Origin of the sequence: Micromonospora sp. DT201 (genome assembly GCF_049841575.1) — a bacterium.
Taxonomy (GTDB): domain Bacteria; phylum Actinomycetota; class Actinomycetes; order Mycobacteriales; family Micromonosporaceae; genus Micromonospora.
Window position 1 is genome coordinate 283,210 of record NZ_JBNCKP010000002.1, and the last position, 16,705, is coordinate 299,914.

The window sequence follows — 16,705 nt, forward strand, 5'->3', positions numbered from 1 at the left end:
CGTCGTGCAAGAATCGCGCCGAGGTGAGGCGACATCGACGGCCTGCTCTTGACGACGCTGTTGCCCCTGGTCGGGTTCGTTGCGCTGACCGCGGGCAACGCGTTCTTCGTCGCGGCCGAGTTCGCCCTGGTCACCGTCGACCGCGCGGAGATCGACCGGCGGGCCGCCGCGGGCGACCAGGCCGCCCTGACGGTACGCACGGCGCTGCGCGAACTCTCCTTCCAGCTCTCCGGTGCGCAGCTCGGGATCACCATCACTGCGCTGCTCACCGGCTACCTGGCCGAGCCGGCCCTGGCCCGGCTCTTCGCCCCACTGTTGCGCCCGATGGTCGGCGACGACTCCGAGCGGTTCACCCCGTTCCTCGCGTTGGCCCTGGCCACGCTGATCTCCATGCTCTTCGGTGAGTTGGTGCCGAAGAACGCGGCGCTGGCCCGGCCTATGCCGGCGGCGCTCGCCACGGCCGGTCCGATGCACACCTTCTCCCGGACGTTCGGCTGGGTGATCCGGGGGTTGAACGGCTCGGCGAACCGGCTGGTCCGGGCGCTCGGCGTGGAACCGCAGGAGGAGCTGGCCAGTGCCCGCTCGCCGGAGGAGTTGGGCCTGCTGGCGGCCATCTCGGCCCGGGCCGGTGCGTTGCCGACGGACACCGCGATGCTGCTGCGCCGCACCATCCGGTTCGGTGACAAGCGGGCCGCCGAGGCGATGACCCCCCGGGTGGACGTGGTTGCGCTGCGCGTCACGGCCACCGTGGCCGAGTTGCTGGAGCAGTCCCGGCAGACCGGACGAACCCGCTTTCCGGTCTACGAGGAGACCTTGGACCTGGTAACTGGCGTCGCCGGTGTGCCCGACGCGCTGGGCGTGCCGCTGGCCGACCGGGCGTCGACAATTGTCGGTTCGGTGGCCCGCGAGCCGGTGTACGTGCCGGAGAGCCTCAACCTGAACGGCGTGCTGGCGGCGTTGAAGGCGGCCGGGGCCGACCTGGCCATCGTGGTCGACGAATACGGCGGCACGGACGGCGTGGTGACGATCGAGGACCTCGTCGAGGAGTTGGTCGGGGAGATCGCCGACGAGTTCGACCCGGCGAGCGTGGACGACACCGGTCCGGTCGAGCTGACCGTGCCCGACGGTGAACGCACCGTGCTGGTCGACGGGGTGCTCCGCTCCGACGAGTTGGCCGAGCAGACCGGCTTCCGGCTGCCCGACGGGCCGTACGAGACGTTGGCCGGGTTCCTGATGGCCAGGCTCGGGCACATCCCACTGGCTGGCGAGACGGTCGAGGCGGGCGGCTGGGAGTTCACCGTGGTGGAAGTGGAGCGGCACCGGATCGAGCAGGTCCGGGTGTTGCGCCCGGCGGAGCCGGACGACGATGACTGAGCTGCTGGTGACCGTGCTGCTGCTGCTCGGCAACGGGTTCTTCGTGGGCAGTGAGTTTGCGCTCATCGCGTCCCGCCGGACGGTGATCGAGCCGCTGGCCGCCGGATCGAAGCGTGCCCGGTGGGCGTTGTCGGCGATGAACCAGATCCCGTTGATGATCGCTGGGGCGCAGCTCGGCATCACGGTCTGCTCGCTGGGCCTGGGCGCGATCGCCGAGCCGGCGTTGGCGCACCTGCTGGAGCCGCCGTTCCACGCGGCTGGCCTACCCGAGCGGGCGGTGCACCCGGTGGCGTTCGTGCTCGCCCTGGGCGTGGTGGTCTTTCTGCACACGGTCGTCGGCGAAATGGTGCCGAAGAACATCACGCTTGCCGGTCCGGAGGTCTCCGCACTCTGGCTCGGCCCGGCGATGCTGGCGTTCTGTGTGGCCACGAAACCGCTGCTGCTCGCGATGAAGTGGGCGGCCCGCCGGGTGCTCGCGCTCTGGCGGATCGAGGCGTCCGAGTCGGTGAAGACGGTGTTCACCGCCGAGGAGCTGGCCGGGCTTGTGTCGCAGGCGCGTACCGAGGGTTTGCTCGACGAGGAGCAGCACGTTCGGATCACCGGTGCGCTAGCCCTGCACAGCCGCACCGCGGCGGACGCGTTGCAGCCGTGGTCGACGGTGGTGACGGTGGCCGAGGATGTGTCGCCAGCGTCGCTGGAGGTGTTGGCGACGCGGACCGGCCGGTCCCGTTTTCCGGTGGTGCAGCGGTCTACCCGTCGGGTTCTCGGCTTCGTACACGTCAAGGACGTGCTCGGGTATGCCGGGCAGGGTCGCCGGCTGCCGGTGCCGGCCCAGGTCTACCGACCGCTGGCGGTGGTGCCGCCGGAGCGTACGCTGGCTGACCTGCTGCTGGCCATGCGCCGCGAGCGGCGGCACATGGTGCTGGTCAGTGATGGCCGGCGCCCTCTCGGTGTGGTCACACTCGATGATGTATTGACCGCAATCGTTGGGTGATGTGCCAATACCCTTGGTGTGCAAGCGGTTGCACGACAGTGATGGTGACCTAGTTCGCCTTGATTACCGCTCCAAGCTTCCCTAATGTGAGGCACCGACCGCTGTGGGTCGTCTGCCTCGGCCCTTCCCTCACGCGAGGCGCCCGGCGGTCGGTTGCAAAGGAGTCGGTGCCGGTGGCAACCATGCCCCCTCATCGTCACGACCTGAAAATGTCTGCTCGGCCGGGCGGCCTGCGCCGCGCTGCCCATCGCCTGCTCGTCCTGGTCGCCGCCGCGGCAGTCGGCGCCGGTCTGCTCAGCGCGCCGGCACACGCCGCGCCCTCGGTCGACGAGATCGAGGCGCAGATCGACAAGAAGTGGGAGCAGTTGGAGCCCACCATCGAGCAGTACAACAAGGTCAGGGCGCAGCTGAAGGTCAATCGGCAGAAGTCGACGGACCTGCAGAAGAAGATCGAGCCGCTGTCGCTGCAGAGTGAGTTGGCGCTCAACCGGGTCGGCGATCTCGCCTCCCGCTACTACATGTCGGGCCCGTCGCACGACATCGGAGCGCTGCTGGTCAGCGCCAAGCCGGACACGCTCACCGAGCAGCTCACCGTCCTCGACCGGCTGGCCGCGCAGGAGCACAAGGAGGTCGAGGGCGTGCTGGCCGTGCGGGCCAAGTACGACGGCGAGAAGCAGAAGCTGGACGCGCTGATCGCCACCCAGACCAAGCAGCAGAACGAGCTGGCCGCCAAGAAGAAGCAGATCGACGCCGAGATCAAGCAGCTCGAGGCGTCGATGCCCAAGACCACGGTCGTGACCGCGGCCTGCCCGACCATCAACGGCGTGGTCAGCTCGGCCGCCCGTACCGCGATCAGGACCGCCTGCGGCAAGGTCGGCAAGCCGTACGTCTGGGGCGCCACCGGCCCGAACTCGTTCGACTGCTCGGGGCTGACCCAGTACGCCTACAAGGCGGCCGGGATCTACCTCACCCACTTCACCGGTGACCAGTGGAACGAGGGCAAGGCCGTCTCACGAGCCGATGCCCGCCCCGGTGACCTGGTCTTCTTCTTCTCCGGCCTGAGTCATGTCGGGCTCTATCTGGGCAACAACCAGATGGTGCACGCCCCTCGGGCCGGTAAACCCGTGCAGGTGTCCAGCATCAACACCATGCCGGTCGCCGGGTTCCGCAGACCCGGCTGATCACCCAGGCACGACGACGGCCCCCGGTCACCGACCGGGGGCCGTCGTGGTTTCTCAGCGGGGGGCGCCCAGCGGGGACGGCAGCAACTGCACGTCGGCCAGGTTGACGTACATGATGCGGTGGCCGAACTGGATCTGCACGTACCGGTTCTTGCCGCGGATCACCGTCCAGTCGCCGGGCGAGGAGCCGTCGACCGTGCTGGCCCGGTAGTACTCGCCGGCCAGTACCGCGCCGACGGCGTACCGCTGCCCGGCGGCCAGGGTGTACTGCAGCGGCGAGATCTCCTGGTAGGGCACGCCGGCCGGGTAGGCCGCCTGCTCCGGGTACGCCCGCCCGTACACCGGGATCGTGGCCCGTCCGGGCTTCGGGGTGGCCACCAGGCCGACGGTCCAACTGGCGGTCGGCGCGGACGCCGGGTTGTGGAACCAGGCCCGTTGCCCGAGGTACCAGATGGCCGTCCAGTCGCCCTGCCGGCCGGCCAGCGCGTACGTCTGGCCGGCGGAGGCCCGGGCGCCGTGATCCGACACCTCCATGGTGTTCGGGGTGCCGTCGGGGCGGAGCGCGATGTCGTTGACGAGTGGCGCGTCCGCGGACGGCGCGGAGCGCAGCACCACAGCCGAGGAGCCGCGCGGCGCGCACGGCACACCGGCGGTGACGCAGCCGATGAACGCCGGCTGGTTGGTGGCGAAGTCCGGGTCGATCCGGACCAGGCCGGTGGCCGGGGTGCCGGTGTCCAGCCGCGGCGCGTGCAGCAGCTCGAAGTAGTGCGTCCAGTCCCAGTACGGGCCGGTGTCCCAGTGCATCCCGCGTACGGTCGCGGCGGTGGTGCCGGGCACGTTGTCGTGGCCGATGATGTGCTGGCGATCCAGCGGGATGCCCAGCCGCAGCGCAAGGTGCCGGACCAGCTTCGCCGAGGTCCGATACATCGCCTCGGTGTACCAGGTGCCCTGCGCCGCGAAGCCCTCGTGCTCCAGCCCGACCGACTTGGCGTTGACGTACCAGTTGCCGGCGTGCCAGGCGACGTCCTTGGTCTGCACGTGCTGGGCGACGTGCCCGTCCACCGAGCGCAGCGAGTAGTGCCAGCTCACGTAGGTCGGGTCCTGAACGAGCTTCAGGGTGGTGGCCCAACTGGCCTCGGTGTCGTGGATGACGATGTACTCGATCTTCTGCCCGGCGGGCCGGTTGGCGAGGTCGTGGTTGCCGTAGTCCCCGTCGCCGAACGCCGCGTAGGGCGCCGGAAGCCATTCGCAGGAGATGGTGTTGGGGCACTCCAGCCCGTCCGGGCGGGCGAGGCGGCGTAGGCCCAGCCGGTCCAGCCAGGAACGCTCCGGCCGGATGGCCCGGGCCGGCAGCGTGATCCGCTGGCCGTCGTCGGTCACCCGCGACTCGCCGGCGCCGATGGTGGTGAAGACCTCGTCGGCGAAGGCCGCTGCGGCGTCGGCACTGTCCGCGCCGGCGTAGCGGGCGACCGCGCCGTACCAGGTGGCCGGGTCGGTGGCGGCACCGACCGGCGCGCCCAACTCCCGCTGGTACGAGGCCAGCAGCGCCGCCCCGCCCCGGATGTTGACGTCGGCGTCGGTGCGCAGCGAGTCGGGAGCGGCACCGGTCAGTGCGGCGGCGGCGTCCACGGTCTGCAACGCGGCGGCGGGCGGCGCGGGGTCCTCGGCCGGTCGGGGAGCGGGTGCGAGCGCGAGGCGGGATCCGTCGCCGCGCGGGTCCTCGGTGCCGGCGTCGTGGTGGCCGCCCCCGGGCAGCGCGGCCACATGCCGGGCGTCGGTCAGGTGCATCGGGCCGTAGCCGCCGCTGGTGCTCGGTGTGCCGGCGTTGCTGTCCCAGCGTGACTCCAGGTAGGAGACGCCGAGCAGCACGTCGGTTGGTACGCCGTACTCGGCTGCTGCTGCGGCGTACTGCTGCTGGCGGTCGGCGGTGGGTGCGGCGGCGGCCGCGCCGGCGGGTAGCGGTACCGCTGTCGCGGCGGCGACCACGGCGGCCGCGAGCAGTGCGCGCCGGCTGGCGGGCAGGGTCGGACGGTGCATCGAACCCCCTAGATTCCATGGATAAAGGTGAGGTCACCTTCGCGCCGCCCGGGAGTCTGCGTCAATACCTTTCCATATCTCGACGTGTCCAGAAGGAAATCTTCACGTACGGTCCGTGACCCTCCCTGATCGGTACGGAGTGTCACGGCCCCACGGGTTGCGGATCGGTAACAGGCGTCTCTACTCTGGTCATTCGTCGGCCCGATAGCAGCTCCGCCCAGCCCGGGCGGTAACGGACCGACACCGCCGAGTCGTTTCCGAGCGAACCGGGGACCCAGGTCCCTCGGGGTGAATCCGCAGTCACTGCGGTAGGGCGCCGACTTCCCGCCCGAACCCGTCAGCTAACCCGGTAGGCGGTCAGGAAGAAGGAGTACGGAACCCCGGTGGCACTCCATGCCCCGCGGCCGTCGTCCGGACGGTCGGCATCAGCCGATCTGACGTCGATCGTGCCGCGCCCACGCTGGTCCCGCTTCACCACCGCCCTCGCCGCACTGGTCGGCGTCGCCGTCGTCCTGACCGGCAGCGCCACGGCGGCGCACGCCGACCCGTCCGTCGCTGAGATCGAGCGCCAGATCGACGCCGACTGGAACAAGCTCGAGCCGATCATCGAACAGCACAACGCAACGCGGGCCGACCTCGCCGCCAAGCGCAAGCAGGCGAACGCGCTGGCCGCCCGGATCGCCCCGCTGGAGCGTCAGGTCGACGCCGCGATGGACAAGGTCAGTGCCCTGGCCGTGCGCGCGTACAAGGGCGAGAACGTCCTGACCGTGAACGCGGTGCTGGGCAGCCGGACACCCAGTGAGGTGGTTGGCCAGCTTGAGATGCTCGACCGGTTCGCGCACAACCAGCAGCAGGACGTGCAGCAGGTGGCCGACCTCCGCAACGAGCTGGCCGGGCAGAAGGCCCCGCTCGACGAGATGGTGGCCCAGCTGACCCGCACCGAGGCCCAGTTGGCGGCGAAGAAGAAGCAGATCAACGCTGAGATCGACAAGCTGCAGAAACTGCGCCTCAAGGTGTACGGCAACGGTGGCGGCGGCCCGCTGCGCCCGGCGCCCTGCCCCGGCAGCTATCCCGGCGGTGCCGCGGGCACGGCGGTCAAGTTCGCCTGCGCCCAGATCGGCAAGCCCTACGTCTGGGGTGCCGAGGGCCCGAACTCGTACGACTGCTCCGGCCTGATGCTGGCCGCCTGGGCGAAGGCGGGCGTGTCGCTGCCACACAACGCCGCCGCGCAGAGCCGCACCACCAAGAACGTCAGCAGAGCGGATCTACGCCCCGGCGACCTGGTCTTCTATTACAGCGACATCCACCACGTCGGCATGTACGTCGGCAACGGCTGGGTGGTGCACGCCTCGCAGGCCGGTCAACCGGTCAAGATGAAGAAGGTCGACGACGGCCCGATCCACAGTTACGGCCGCCCAGGCTGATCGAGGGTGATTGAAGGGCCCGTCGCGATTCGTCGCGGCGGGCCCTCGTCGTCATGGGTTCAGCGGGTGGGCCAGATGCGCCAGTGCTGCCAGGCGCGGCTCGGCGTCGGCCCCCGCTGGCCCTGGTAGCGCGAGCCGTAGACCACCGAGCCGTACGGGTGCTCGGCCGGCGAGGACAGCCGGAAGATGCAGAGCTGCCCGATCTTCATGCCCGGCCAGAGGGTGATCGGCAGGTTCGCGACATTGGACAGCTCCAGCGTCACGTGACCGGAGAAGCCCGGGTCGATGAAGCCGGCGGTGGAGTGCGTGAGCAGCCCGAGCCGACCCAGTGAGCTCTTCCCCTCCAGTCGGCCGGCGAGCTGGTCGCCCAGCGAGATGACCTCCAGCGTCGAGGCGAGCACGAACTCCCCCGGGTGCAGCACGAACGGCTCGCCGTCGGGCACCTCGACCGCCGAGGTCAGGTCGTCCTGCTGCATCGCCGGGTCGATGTGGGTGTAGAGGTGGTTGTTGAAGACCCGGAACAGTCGGTCGAGCCGCACGTCGATGCTGGAAGGTTGGACCAGGGTGGGCTCGAACGGCTCCAGGCCCAGCGTGCCGGCCTTGATCTCGGAGACCAGGTCGCGGTCGGAGAGCAGCATCGGACCACCATAGCCGCGGTGCCCAAAGCCCTAGGAATCGGTGCCAGTGACCAGCGCGTCGAGGTCGCTGCTCGTACATTTGTTCGATAGAATGCCCACATGGCTTCCTGGTCCGAATTCGCCGCTGACGAGCCCCGACTCGCCGACGGGATCCGCGTTCTCATCCAGCAGTACGGGCCGGGCTTCGGCTACCTGGCCACGGTCCGCGCCGACGGCGGGCCCCGAGTCCATCCGGTCTCGCCGGTCATCACCGACGAAGGCCTGTTCTGCTTCATCATCGACTCCCCAAAGCGCCGTGACCTCGAACGCGACGGCCGTTACGCGCTGCACTCGTTCCCCCCGGAGGAGAGCGACGACGAGGCGTACGTGGCGGGGCGTGCCCGTCCGGTCACCGATCCCGCACGGGTGGCCCGGTTGGCGCAGGGCGCCCGTGCCGAGCCGCAGGTCGACTGGCAGCTGTTCGAGTTCACCGTCGACGTGGCGATGCTGACCCGCCGCGAGCAGCACATCGCGGGCATCCCGGGCCTCACGCCGGGCCGGCCGGCTGTTCGGGTCTGGCTCGACCCGCACGCCCCGTCGGCGGCGGCCTCGCCGCTCGCCGCACCGCAGTCGCGTCCGACCCGACTCAGCCGCGACGTCCAGTACACAGCGGCCTGACCGCAGCCGAACCGAGCCGAGACGTCGGTGCCGGCTCCGTCGTGACGGGGCCGGCACCGGGTGTACGCGCAAGAGCACCATGTAGGGGTGCCTGGGTGCACAGGCTGGGCGACTCGGGTACAGTGGTGCCGCTTGCGGGTGTAGTTCAATGGCAGAACATCAGCTTCCCAAGCTGACAGTGCGGGTTCGATTCCCGTCACCCGCTCCAATGCGAAGGCCCTGGCCAGGACGAGAGTCCCAGCCAGGGCTTTCGACGTTTCTTGGGCCACGAGCGCCTGTCGGGCCATTCACAGGCCACTAGCCACGCTTCTTGCCGGCCTTCTTGCTCTTGCCCTTGGCCTTGTCCGAGGAGCCGCCCGCCGGCTTCTTGGCCTTCTTGCGCTCGACCTTCACCGCGTCGCTCACCGCCTGGGCGATAGCTCGATCCGCCTCCGAGGTGGCGTGCTGGTAGATCATGGCCGCTTGCGACGAGTCGTGACCCATCCGGGCCATCAGCTCCCGCGTGCTCGCACCCGTCCGCGCCGCGATCGTGTTGCCCGTGTGCCGTAGGTCGTGAAAGTGCAGACCCGGCACGTTGAGCTTGCCGACCGCCGCCGACCAGCCGATGCCGCCACGAATCACCTCACCGGGCACCACAAGGGCTACCAGCCTCCCCGGACGGGGCCAAGGTCGTTCGTCCGGTAGGGCGCTCCACCTTGTCCCCGTCCGGGGAGGCTGGACGGTCTACGACTGCCCGACGAGGAGATCCGCTTCTAGGTACCAGCAGCGATGCGGGACCAGGTGACTAGCTCGGCCAGCCAATAGCGTCGAGGAACTCCTCCACGGCGACCACGACTTGACTGAGCACCGCGATCGACTCGGTAAGCGGGCCGGGTACGTACATACCGTGGTCCGCGCCTTCCACCTCTAGCACATGGGGTGACAGCCGGCGGGCGATGTCACCGTCCCATAGCTTGTCGGCAGTGCCACCCACGAGCAGGAACGGCGCGGTTGCGCGGCCCAACGCGTCAGCCACCCACGGCAGGGTGAGCAAGGGCGTGAGCCACACGGCGGGCAAGGATCTTTCGGCGGCAATCGCTGCCGCGTTCGTGCCGAGCGACTTGCCGATCAGCAGTGGGCGACCGCCAATGGTGTCGATCAGTGGAACGATCTCACCGCCAACCCAGCTCTCGATTTCTGGCTGATCAGGCTTCGGAAACTCCTGGGACCACGAGTATCGATGTACTGTTGCGCCCCGCTGCTCCGCCACATCGCCGGCATACATCAGCAGGGGAGCGCCCGGTCCGAACCTACCGCCGGGAATCACGACAGCGTCAGCCATGCGGACGACCTTACCTACCGGTCAAGACAGGTCCAGCGTGCAGTCCGCGTGCGACAGGGGCGGCATTGTCAGGCCATTCACGGGCCACAACGAGGTGTCAGCAGGGGGCACACCAGGCCAGGTGAGACCTTGCCGGCAAGGGGAAACGCTGGTCCAAGGTCCAACGTTGTCCAATTCCCAAGCTGACAGTGCGGGTTCGATTCCCGTCACCCGCTCCAATGCGAAGGCCCTGGTCAGGACGCGAGTCCCACCAGGGCCTTCGACGTTCCGAGGTCAGCGCTCATGCCGTGTGCCATTAACGTGCCATTAGCCCCGGTCATGGGCTCTGCTACTGCGAGCGAAGCTCAGCCAGCCAGGGGCCCGTGGCGTACTGTGCGGTGACGGTGATCGTGACGTTGTCGCCGTCCTTCACGGACCGTAGCTCGGGCACGCAGAATCCCTGATCGTTCCGCTCGACTTGGCAGCTGGCGTTCGGACCATTACCGGAGTAGTCATAGACCTCCCCGGTGAGCACGCTCACACCATTGACAGAGATGCGGTAGATGCCAGGCGTCTGCGGGACCACGGTGAAGTCGTAACCGCGATGCCAGGTCATCGTCGTGCTGACCGCTCTGTTGGGATCTGCCGGCTCGCTGTGGAGGACCTTGGTGCCGGGCTCGCTGGCCATGCCGTCCGGCTTTGGCGGATTCAGCTTGGCTGGTCGGGCTGGCAGGGGGTACTGAGTGAACGGCACCTTCTCGGCTACGGCGAAGTGCAGGGTGCCCTGGGTGGGGATCAACGACATCCGGCGCCCAGCGCTCTGGGCGCCGGTGACCGTGTACGTCATCGATACTGTGTCGCCGACGCTTGCTCCCACCCCACGGGACTCCGATCCCGTCGGGTCCTGGTGCAGCTCCGAATTGCAGTTCATCGAGATGGCGGCGGGTTCGTCATTGATCGCAATCTCGGCGTCAAGTGTGCGGTTGTCCGGTAGACCGGGGCAGTAGCTGAAGAACTGGACGTCCGTCGAGTTGACCGTCCAGCTGAGCTGCACCTTCTTTGAACTCACTGGCGCCGTGCCGACGGCAACCACCCGGTATCCGCGGGCGTACTCGGCGAAGGGCCCGATCTTGCGGCCCGCCACTGGTTTCGGAAAAGCCGATGCGCTGGCCGGCCCCGCTGACGGGGTCGTCGATCCAGCGGTGAAGGCCGAGGGCTGCGTCGGCTCCCCGCCGAGAACGACGGTAAAGGATCCCAGCGCTGCCACCGCTGCCGCTGCTGCCACCGTTGCGGCCACGACGCGCCGACGCCGCCGTACGCTGATCTTGCGCTGCACCTCGATCAACCGTCCAGGCGACGGCACACCGTGAGCGGAACGCTCATCCATGAGGTCCTTGAGGTCGGTCACTGGTGCAACGCCTCCAACGTCAGCGACTTGTCCAGTCGCAGCTTCTCCAGTGCCTTCTTGGCCTGGCTTTTGACGGTGCCCACCGAGATGCTCATCGCGTCCGCGATCTGCGCCTCGGTCATGTCTTCGAAGTAGCGCAGCACCAACACCGCCCGCTGTCGGCGGGGCAGCCTCCCGAGCGCCTGCCACACCTCGTCCCGCTCGTCCACCCGCGAGATGTGGTCGGCCGCCGCCTGCTCCGGCAGCTGCGACGCCGGCAGCTCGACCTGGCGCCATCTGCGCCGCCACCACGAGGCGTAAACGTTCACCAGAATCTTCCGCACATACGGCTCTGGATCTCCGTCGATCCGCCCCCACGCGCTCCATGCGCGGACCAAGGCCGTTTGCAGCAGATCCTCTGCCTGCGCCCAGTCGTGAGTGAGTAGATAGGCGGTGCGCTGAAGACGGGGTGATCGCGCCGTCACGAACTCAGCGAACGTGTCGCTCAATGCCACCGGCTCTCCTTCGAACGGGGTCACCGGCTACTACCCGACCGGGGCTTCTGAAGGTTGCTTCCACGCGCGAACTTCTCGACGGACGCATCGTCCAGGTGGACCGCCAGGTGTCGGTGGCCGAGGCCGCATGATGGGCACGCCATTAGCGTGCTACTGGGCGAGGACAGCAGGGGCCAGGCGAGGCCACGACAGGCCACCGAGACCAGGTCGCCAAGCCAGCAGACGGGCGAACATCGGCAATTCCCAGGCTGACAGTGCGGGTTCGATTCCCGTCACCCGCTCCAACACGCAGCGGTGGTCGCACTGCCAACGCGATCAAAGATCTCGAAGAACTTTTCCTTGAGTTCAGCCGAAACGGACACGGTCCTCGCAACTCCCAGAAGGTCTGGGTGTTGCGAGGACCGCTAGATCCCAAGGGACCGGTTTCCTGGCTGGGGCTTCAGTCGTCGTTATCGCTTCTTGCGTTTGTCGTGCCCGCTGCCTCTCCGGCGCTACGCCGCCGGCACGGTGATCGTGATGCCGGTGACGGCCTCACCCGCGGTGGTGTGGATGAGGTTCGGGTACGCCACCCGGCCGTCGCCCACGCTGTAGAGGAGCCGCACGTCCTGCGTGTTGAGGCCCTTCATGGTGAACGTGCCGTCCGAGCGGACCGACGGCTGGATGCCTGCCCAGTCGCCGGTCGTCGCGTCGACAGCGGTGATGCCCACGCACGTCAGGCAGGTGCCGTCGGGCACGGTGACGGTGCCGCTGATCGTGCCCGTGGCCGGCAGCGCCGCATCCAGCGTGACGGTTTCGTCGGCCACCACCTGCACCGGCGTCGCGGACGCTCGGCTCACCGCGTTGCCCGACCAGGCCCAGGCGTGCTGGCCGTCGTACGCCGGGAAGGCCAGCTTCCATCGGTACGGGCCGAGGTTGCGGATCGTGTACTGACCGCCGTCGTAGGTGCAGTTGGCGTTGGGACCCTCGGTGTAGGAAAAGGCCGGTCCGGTCGGGGTCGGGCAGACGTCGCGCACGGCGGCTCCCGTCGCGGCGTCCCGCACGACGCCGGTCACGCTGCCGGCGCCGTCCAGCTTGACGGTCACCCGGATGCGCGCGCCCGGCACCGGCTTGAAGACCTTGGCCTGCGCCGGGTCGCCCGTGCCGCCACCGGTCTTCGAGACCCACTGCGCCCCGTGCTCCTCGTCGTACGGAGCGACGAAGAGCCGGAAATGCTCCTCGGCGAACAGGTTGTCGTAGTCCACCTCGGAGCCGCATCTGCCGTTCTGGCCGACGTCGGTGAACACCGGATCGGCCAGGGTGACGCAGGCGCCGTTGACCGGGTCGCCGGTGGCCGCGTCGACGAAGTCGACGTGCAGGCTTACCGACTTCTCCAGCTTGATGGTCGCCCGGGTCGTCTCGTTCTCGGTCACGGTCACCGGGCCGAACAGGCCGTTGACGTAGACCTTGTTGGGGTCGTAGCCGCCGCCGCGGTAGGTGCCGACCGGCATGTCCTGGAACCGGGCCCGGCCCAGTTTGTCGGTGCAGGTGGTGTGGAACGAGAACGGGCCGTCCTGCGGGTACCAGCAGTAGCCGGCGATCGCGGCGCCGGTCTTTTTGTCGACCGCGCGGACCATGAGGTTCCCGACCGGGGGCCGGGTGAGGTTGACGGTGGTCGTCTTGTTCGCCGTCACGGTGAAGGGGGGAGCGTCGTACTCGGACTCGACTCCGCCGTTGAAGAGCACCTGGCCACTCGGGAAGGTGAACTGTGCCGTGTAGTTGGAGGTGGTCTCGATCCGCTCGAAGCGGTACCGCCCCTGGTTGTTAGTCACCGTGTCGGCCACCCAGTTGGCGCCGCGTCGCAGTTGGACCCCGACGTGAGCGATGCCCGCACCCTTCTGGTCCACCACCCGGCCAGCGACGTCGCCGTACTGGATGGGCATCAAAGGGATCTGGAGGGTGGCCGGGACCGTGATGAGGTCGGCCTCCCAGCTGTTCTGGTGGCCGTAGAGGTACTCCTCGACGTAACCGTTCGCGTTGACCTGGACGGTGTACTCGCCGGCCGGCGTGTCCGGAAAGGCGAAGCGCCCGTCGGTGTCGCTGTTGGTGAAGTTCCAGTTGGAACCGTCCTGCTGCTGGATCACGATCCCCGCCCCGGCGACGGGCTCGCCGGTCAACTTGTTGGTGATCGTGCCGTCCAACCCGGCGGCCTCCGCCGCTTGCGCCGGCCCGGTGAGGCCCATGACGGCCATCAGCCCGGCCATCGCTGCGGCGCCTAGTGCGCGCAGCACCCTGCTATTCATGTTTCCCCGTTTCTGCCAGGAGTCCAGTCCGACTTGCCGATCGGATTCATCACGCTCCATGGCTGGTGTCAGGACCGTATCAGTGGCCGGGGTCGCCGGCTGCTCCCCCGGACGGCGGGGAGGCCATCCGCCGGCTGGTCACCCGGGTGGGACCGATGCCGGTCCTGTGACGTCGCACCGGGGTGCAAGAAAGCGTCTTCATGCGTACGGCTGCGTTGTCTCGGGCAGCGCGCCCGTGTCGCGGATCGGTCACGCGGCCCCCCAGCAGACAGCGCGGTGGCGGGTAGCGTGCGCCCGCATGGAGGTCTTCCTGCTCTGGCACGTCCGCCACGCCCGGTGGCTCGACGGGCGACCGACAACGCACCGGGACGAAGCCGGCGAGCTGGTCTGGGACGAGGAAGACGGCGACGATCTCAAGATTCTGGGGGTGTACTCGTCGGAGGCACGAGCGGAGGAACGGATACAGCGAGCCAGGAAGTTGCCTGGCTTCCGCGACGAGCCCGACTGCTTCTACCTCAACCGCTACAGCCTCGACGAGGACCAGTGGAACGACGGCTTCGTTTCCATCGCCGCCGACGGTCAGGCCGACTGAAGGGCAGGTTCATCGCGGAGCGCAAGCCGGGCCGACCACGGGCCACGGTGGTGTCCGGGGCTGACAGTGCAGAGGCAGGGGTCGACATCGCGCACGGACCCGTCCCGGTCGGCTGTTTCCTTGGCGAGCCGCCCCGGTTCGTCGACGAGCGAGCGCAGATCTGGTAACTCAGGCTGGCCCTGCGTTGGCGGCTCGAGCATCACACCCCCCGGACACTCACGGCGGCGCGGTGGTGGCGGGGTGCCTCGATTTCGTCGAGCAGTGCGGCCGCCGTTCGGCACGGCACAGTGTCGGCTCACGAGGGGTGGCAGAATACACCAGTGTCAATCTCTGTGGACGACTCTCCCAAGGCCCGCATCGTCGCCGCGTTACTGCGGGACGGCAACCGGCTACTGCTTTGTCACCGATCTCCCCAGCGCCGTTGGTACCCCGACGTCTGGGATCTGCCCGGTGGCCACGTGGAGCCCGGCGAACTTCCCGGCCGGGCACTTGCTCGAGAGCTCCGAGAGGAATTGGGCATCGACGTCGCGGCGCCGTTGGGTCCGCCCCTGCGAGAAGTTCACACCGACACGTTCGACATGCAAATCTGGCTGATCGAAGCGTGGACGGGGTCCCCGGTCAACGTTGCGCCAGACGAACACGATGCCATTGCGTGGTTCACGGAAGACGCACTCGGAGATTTGTCCTTGGCTCACGACAGCTACCTTGCGATGTTCAGCAGAGTCCTTGCCGAGCACCGGGCCTGATCATGGCCGAGCACGGCGTCATCGGCAGATCCGCCCTTCACCGCAGAATGTCCGCGTCGCCCGTTTCCTCGTCGACAGCTACCCGGACGGGCCATCCGAAGCTCACGATGTGGCAACGCCGCTCGCCGGTCGGGGATGCCACCTGCTCGACCGTCACCTCTTGCACGCTTGGCAGTTCGCGCTGATCCGGAAGCTCCGCGTGGCGACCGACCAGCTCGGCTGCCTGCTCTCGGCGGTGAAGACGGGCGCTTCCGGGATGTCGTTCACCCCCGTGGAGGTGGCCTATAGCTGGGACACCACCGGGGGCGGTGATCGTCGTACTGTTTTTCGATGGTGTCGGACACGGTGCGCTACTACGACGATTTCCTGGCCGATCGGGACTGGCTCGCCGAAGGGCTGAGCTGGGCGGTGGTTCAGCCGGCCAGTGCCGAGGCCACTATCGACGGGGTAATCAAGCGCTTGCGGGCCAGGCGTGTCGAGTCGGGTGACAACAACCCCGGCGAGTTCGCCGACCTGGCTCAGATTGGCCCGAATGTGGTGGTGTTCCAGGACAACGGTTGCGCGCTGAGCCGGCCTGAAGTCTTGCGCTGGCTCAGTGACGGCATGCGGGTGCATACGGTCGACTGGACCATCAACGGCAACGGCGGGGTCACCTACGCGGTGTACGGCAAGGTGCTTGCCTGGATGGACATGAACGATCCTGACCGGCGGCATGGCGATGACCCGTCCGTTTTCGCCGACGATCTGGAGGACGTACGCGCCGCGCAGGGGACGGAGTACGTGACACCTGCGGTAATGGCGTTTGTCGAGCGGCGGACCGGCGTGCGGCTGCCGGCCGAGTGGATGAGCGACGAGGGGGCCGACCCGGAAGCCGGGCCGTGGGTGACGGTGCGGCTTGGCTCGTTTCCCGCTGACCCTAGGCCGCCATCGAGCTTCGGTCACTACGAGCCCGATCTTGACGCGCGACTGCGGGCCGCGTCGGAGCCGGTGCGGCGGGCGGCACTGGCGCTTGCCTTGCGAGCGGTGACGAAGCGATTCAGGTTCAGCGATGACGATCTGGTGAGGCGGGCGGTGGAGGCCGTCGAGCGAGGCCTGACCCTGGACGAGGATGCCCGGTCGAGGATCGTCTACCTCAAGGCGCACACGCGTCGCCGGATCGCGGTCGCCCGGAATCATCGGGCCGGTCTGCGGGTTGCTCGCCGCGTACGGCGTCGTCGGGGCGCTGGCCGCGCCGAACGACGGCAGCGATCCAAAGCGACTGGGCATCGTCCACGACGCCGGGGTGCCGAGCTGGATCAGCGCGACGGACGCCGCCGCACCGTACGCAGTCCTCATCGGTGCTGGGGGCGCGATGCTGCTGGTGCTATTGGCGATCATCACATGGGTGAGGACAAGTTTCCGTGGCGTGCCCGATGTAGGGGTCAGTACCGGTAGCGCGGCGCACTCGACGGACGACGTTATGCCGTGACTGCTTCGGGTGCAGGTCCACCGGATTCGCCACGGTGCTCGGCACCCTGTTGGCGGCACTCGGAGGCTTCGACATTCCACGGCCACGTGTACGCCACAGCCAGCTGATCGGCA

At 68.4% G+C, this 16,705-nt stretch carries 15 protein-coding genes, 1 tRNA gene and 1 riboswitch; of the genes, 9 read left to right on the top strand and 7 right to left on the bottom strand.

Annotated features, from left to right (window positions below; genetic code table 11):
* The first annotated feature begins 48 nt into the window (after positions 1 to 48).
* The 3 genes from ACLQ28_RS05085 (at position 49) to ACLQ28_RS05095 (ending at position 3,549) form a co-directional block, all read left to right on the top strand.
* Positions 49 to 1,374 carry a hemolysin family protein gene (locus ACLQ28_RS05085; RefSeq protein WP_425685015.1) on the top strand — a complete coding sequence of 442 codons (1,326 nt, stop codon included), beginning with the start codon at positions 49 to 51 and terminating at the stop codon, positions 1,372 to 1,374.
* A complete protein-coding gene (locus ACLQ28_RS05090) occupies positions 1,367 to 2,368 on the top strand; it encodes a hemolysin family protein (protein ID WP_425685016.1) in 1,002 nt (333 codons plus the stop codon). Before ACLQ28_RS05085 ends, ACLQ28_RS05090 begins: the two co-directional genes overlap by 8 nt.
* A gap of 167 nt (positions 2,369 to 2,535) precedes the next feature.
* Entirely contained in the window at positions 2,536 to 3,549 is a 1,014-nt protein-coding gene (locus ACLQ28_RS05095) for an NlpC/P60 family protein (RefSeq protein WP_425685017.1), read from the top strand.
* A gap of 54 nt (positions 3,550 to 3,603) precedes the next feature.
* On the opposite strand, the gene ACLQ28_RS05100 is transcribed toward ACLQ28_RS05095, so the two are convergent.
* Positions 3,604 to 5,586, bottom strand: a complete 1,983-nt coding sequence (locus tag ACLQ28_RS05100; protein WP_425685018.1) for an N-acetylmuramoyl-L-alanine amidase — start codon at positions 5,584 to 5,586, stop codon at positions 3,604 to 3,606.
* A gap of 234 nt (positions 5,587 to 5,820) precedes the next feature.
* Positions 5,821 to 5,956, top strand: a riboswitch (cyclic di-AMP (ydaO/yuaA leader).
* Positions 5,957 to 6,032: 76 nt separating this feature from the next.
* Between ACLQ28_RS05100 and ACLQ28_RS05105 the strand changes: the two genes are divergently transcribed.
* Positions 6,033 to 7,010 carry an NlpC/P60 family protein gene (locus ACLQ28_RS05105; RefSeq protein ID WP_425685019.1) on the top strand — a complete coding sequence of 326 codons (978 nt, stop codon included), beginning with the start codon at positions 6,033 to 6,035 and terminating at the stop codon, positions 7,008 to 7,010.
* Between the two features lie 59 nt (positions 7,011 to 7,069).
* On the opposite strand, the gene dcd is transcribed toward ACLQ28_RS05105, so the two are convergent.
* Complete coding sequence (gene dcd, locus ACLQ28_RS05110; protein WP_425685020.1) at positions 7,070 to 7,648, bottom strand: dCTP deaminase; 579 nt, start codon at positions 7,646 to 7,648, stop codon at positions 7,070 to 7,072.
* A 99-nt stretch (positions 7,649 to 7,747) separates the two neighbouring features.
* Here dcd and ACLQ28_RS05115 point away from each other — a divergent pair, with 99 nt between their 5' ends.
* Together ACLQ28_RS05115 and ACLQ28_RS05120 are read left to right on the top strand one after the other, a co-directional pair.
* Entirely contained in the window at positions 7,748 to 8,305 is a 558-nt protein-coding gene (locus tag ACLQ28_RS05115; RefSeq protein WP_425685021.1) for a pyridoxamine 5'-phosphate oxidase family protein, read from the top strand.
* A gap of 134 nt (positions 8,306 to 8,439) precedes the next feature.
* A tRNA-Gly gene (locus ACLQ28_RS05120) sits at positions 8,440 to 8,513 on the top strand.
* Between the two features lie 89 nt (positions 8,514 to 8,602).
* On the opposite strand, the gene ACLQ28_RS05125 is transcribed toward ACLQ28_RS05120, so the two are convergent.
* From ACLQ28_RS05125 to ACLQ28_RS05145, 5 genes are all read right to left on the bottom strand, one after another.
* The gene (locus tag ACLQ28_RS05125; protein WP_425685022.1) at positions 8,603 to 8,938 is read right to left on the bottom strand and encodes a tyrosine-type recombinase/integrase; all 336 of its coding nucleotides are present in this window, start codon (positions 8,936 to 8,938) and stop codon (positions 8,603 to 8,605) included.
* 151 nt (positions 8,939 to 9,089) lie between these two features.
* The gene (locus ACLQ28_RS05130; RefSeq protein ID WP_425685023.1) at positions 9,090 to 9,626 is read right to left on the bottom strand and encodes an alpha/beta hydrolase; all 537 of its coding nucleotides are present in this window, start codon (positions 9,624 to 9,626) and stop codon (positions 9,090 to 9,092) included.
* A 328-nt stretch (positions 9,627 to 9,954) separates the two neighbouring features.
* Positions 9,955 to 11,013, bottom strand: coding sequence for a hypothetical protein (locus tag ACLQ28_RS05135; protein WP_425685024.1), 1,059 nt, complete (start codon positions 11,011 to 11,013; stop codon positions 9,955 to 9,957).
* A complete protein-coding gene (locus tag ACLQ28_RS05140; RefSeq protein ID WP_425685025.1) occupies positions 11,010 to 11,507 on the bottom strand; it encodes a SigE family RNA polymerase sigma factor in 498 nt (165 codons plus the stop codon). Before ACLQ28_RS05140 ends, ACLQ28_RS05135 begins: the two co-directional genes overlap by 4 nt.
* A gap of 491 nt (positions 11,508 to 11,998) precedes the next feature.
* Positions 11,999 to 13,786 carry a carboxypeptidase regulatory-like domain-containing protein gene (locus tag ACLQ28_RS05145; protein WP_425685026.1) on the bottom strand — a complete coding sequence of 596 codons (1,788 nt, stop codon included), beginning with the start codon at positions 13,784 to 13,786 and terminating at the stop codon, positions 11,999 to 12,001.
* Positions 13,787 to 14,084: 298 nt separating this feature from the next.
* On the opposite strand from ACLQ28_RS05145, the gene ACLQ28_RS05150 reads away from it, so the two are divergent.
* From ACLQ28_RS05150 to ACLQ28_RS05160, 3 genes are all read left to right on the top strand, one after another.
* The gene (locus ACLQ28_RS05150; RefSeq protein WP_425685027.1) at positions 14,085 to 14,378 is read left to right on the top strand and encodes a DUF7336 domain-containing protein; all 294 of its coding nucleotides are present in this window, start codon (positions 14,085 to 14,087) and stop codon (positions 14,376 to 14,378) included.
* A gap of 320 nt (positions 14,379 to 14,698) precedes the next feature.
* A complete protein-coding gene (locus tag ACLQ28_RS05155) occupies positions 14,699 to 15,124 on the top strand; it encodes an NUDIX domain-containing protein (RefSeq protein WP_425685028.1) in 426 nt (141 codons plus the stop codon).
* Between the two features lie 330 nt (positions 15,125 to 15,454).
* The gene (locus tag ACLQ28_RS05160) at positions 15,455 to 16,558 is read left to right on the top strand and encodes a DUF6461 domain-containing protein (protein ID WP_425685029.1); all 1,104 of its coding nucleotides are present in this window, start codon (positions 15,455 to 15,457) and stop codon (positions 16,556 to 16,558) included.
* Positions 16,559 to 16,705: the final 147 nt, after the last annotated feature.

Coding starts and splice junctions, on each gene's coding strand:
- ACLQ28_RS05150 (WP_425685027.1), top strand. CDS start 14,085: ATGGAGGTCTTCCTGCTCTGGCACGTCCGCCACGCCCGGTGGCTCGAC.
- ACLQ28_RS05130 (WP_425685023.1), bottom strand. CDS start 9,626: ATGGCTGACGCTGTCGTGATTCCCGGCGGTAGGTTCGGACCGGGCGCT.
- dcd (WP_425685020.1), bottom strand. CDS start 7,648: ATGCTGCTCTCCGACCGCGACCTGGTCTCCGAGATCAAGGCCGGCACG.
- ACLQ28_RS05115 (WP_425685021.1), top strand. CDS start 7,748: ATGGCTTCCTGGTCCGAATTCGCCGCTGACGAGCCCCGACTCGCCGAC.
- ACLQ28_RS05145 (WP_425685026.1), bottom strand. CDS start 13,786: ATGAATAGCAGGGTGCTGCGCGCACTAGGCGCCGCAGCGATGGCCGGG.
- ACLQ28_RS05160 (WP_425685029.1), top strand. CDS start 15,455: ATGGTGTCGGACACGGTGCGCTACTACGACGATTTCCTGGCCGATCGG.
- ACLQ28_RS05090 (WP_425685016.1), top strand. CDS start 1,367: ATGACTGAGCTGCTGGTGACCGTGCTGCTGCTGCTCGGCAACGGGTTC.
- ACLQ28_RS05100 (WP_425685018.1), bottom strand. CDS start 5,586: ATGCACCGTCCGACCCTGCCCGCCAGCCGGCGCGCACTGCTCGCGGCC.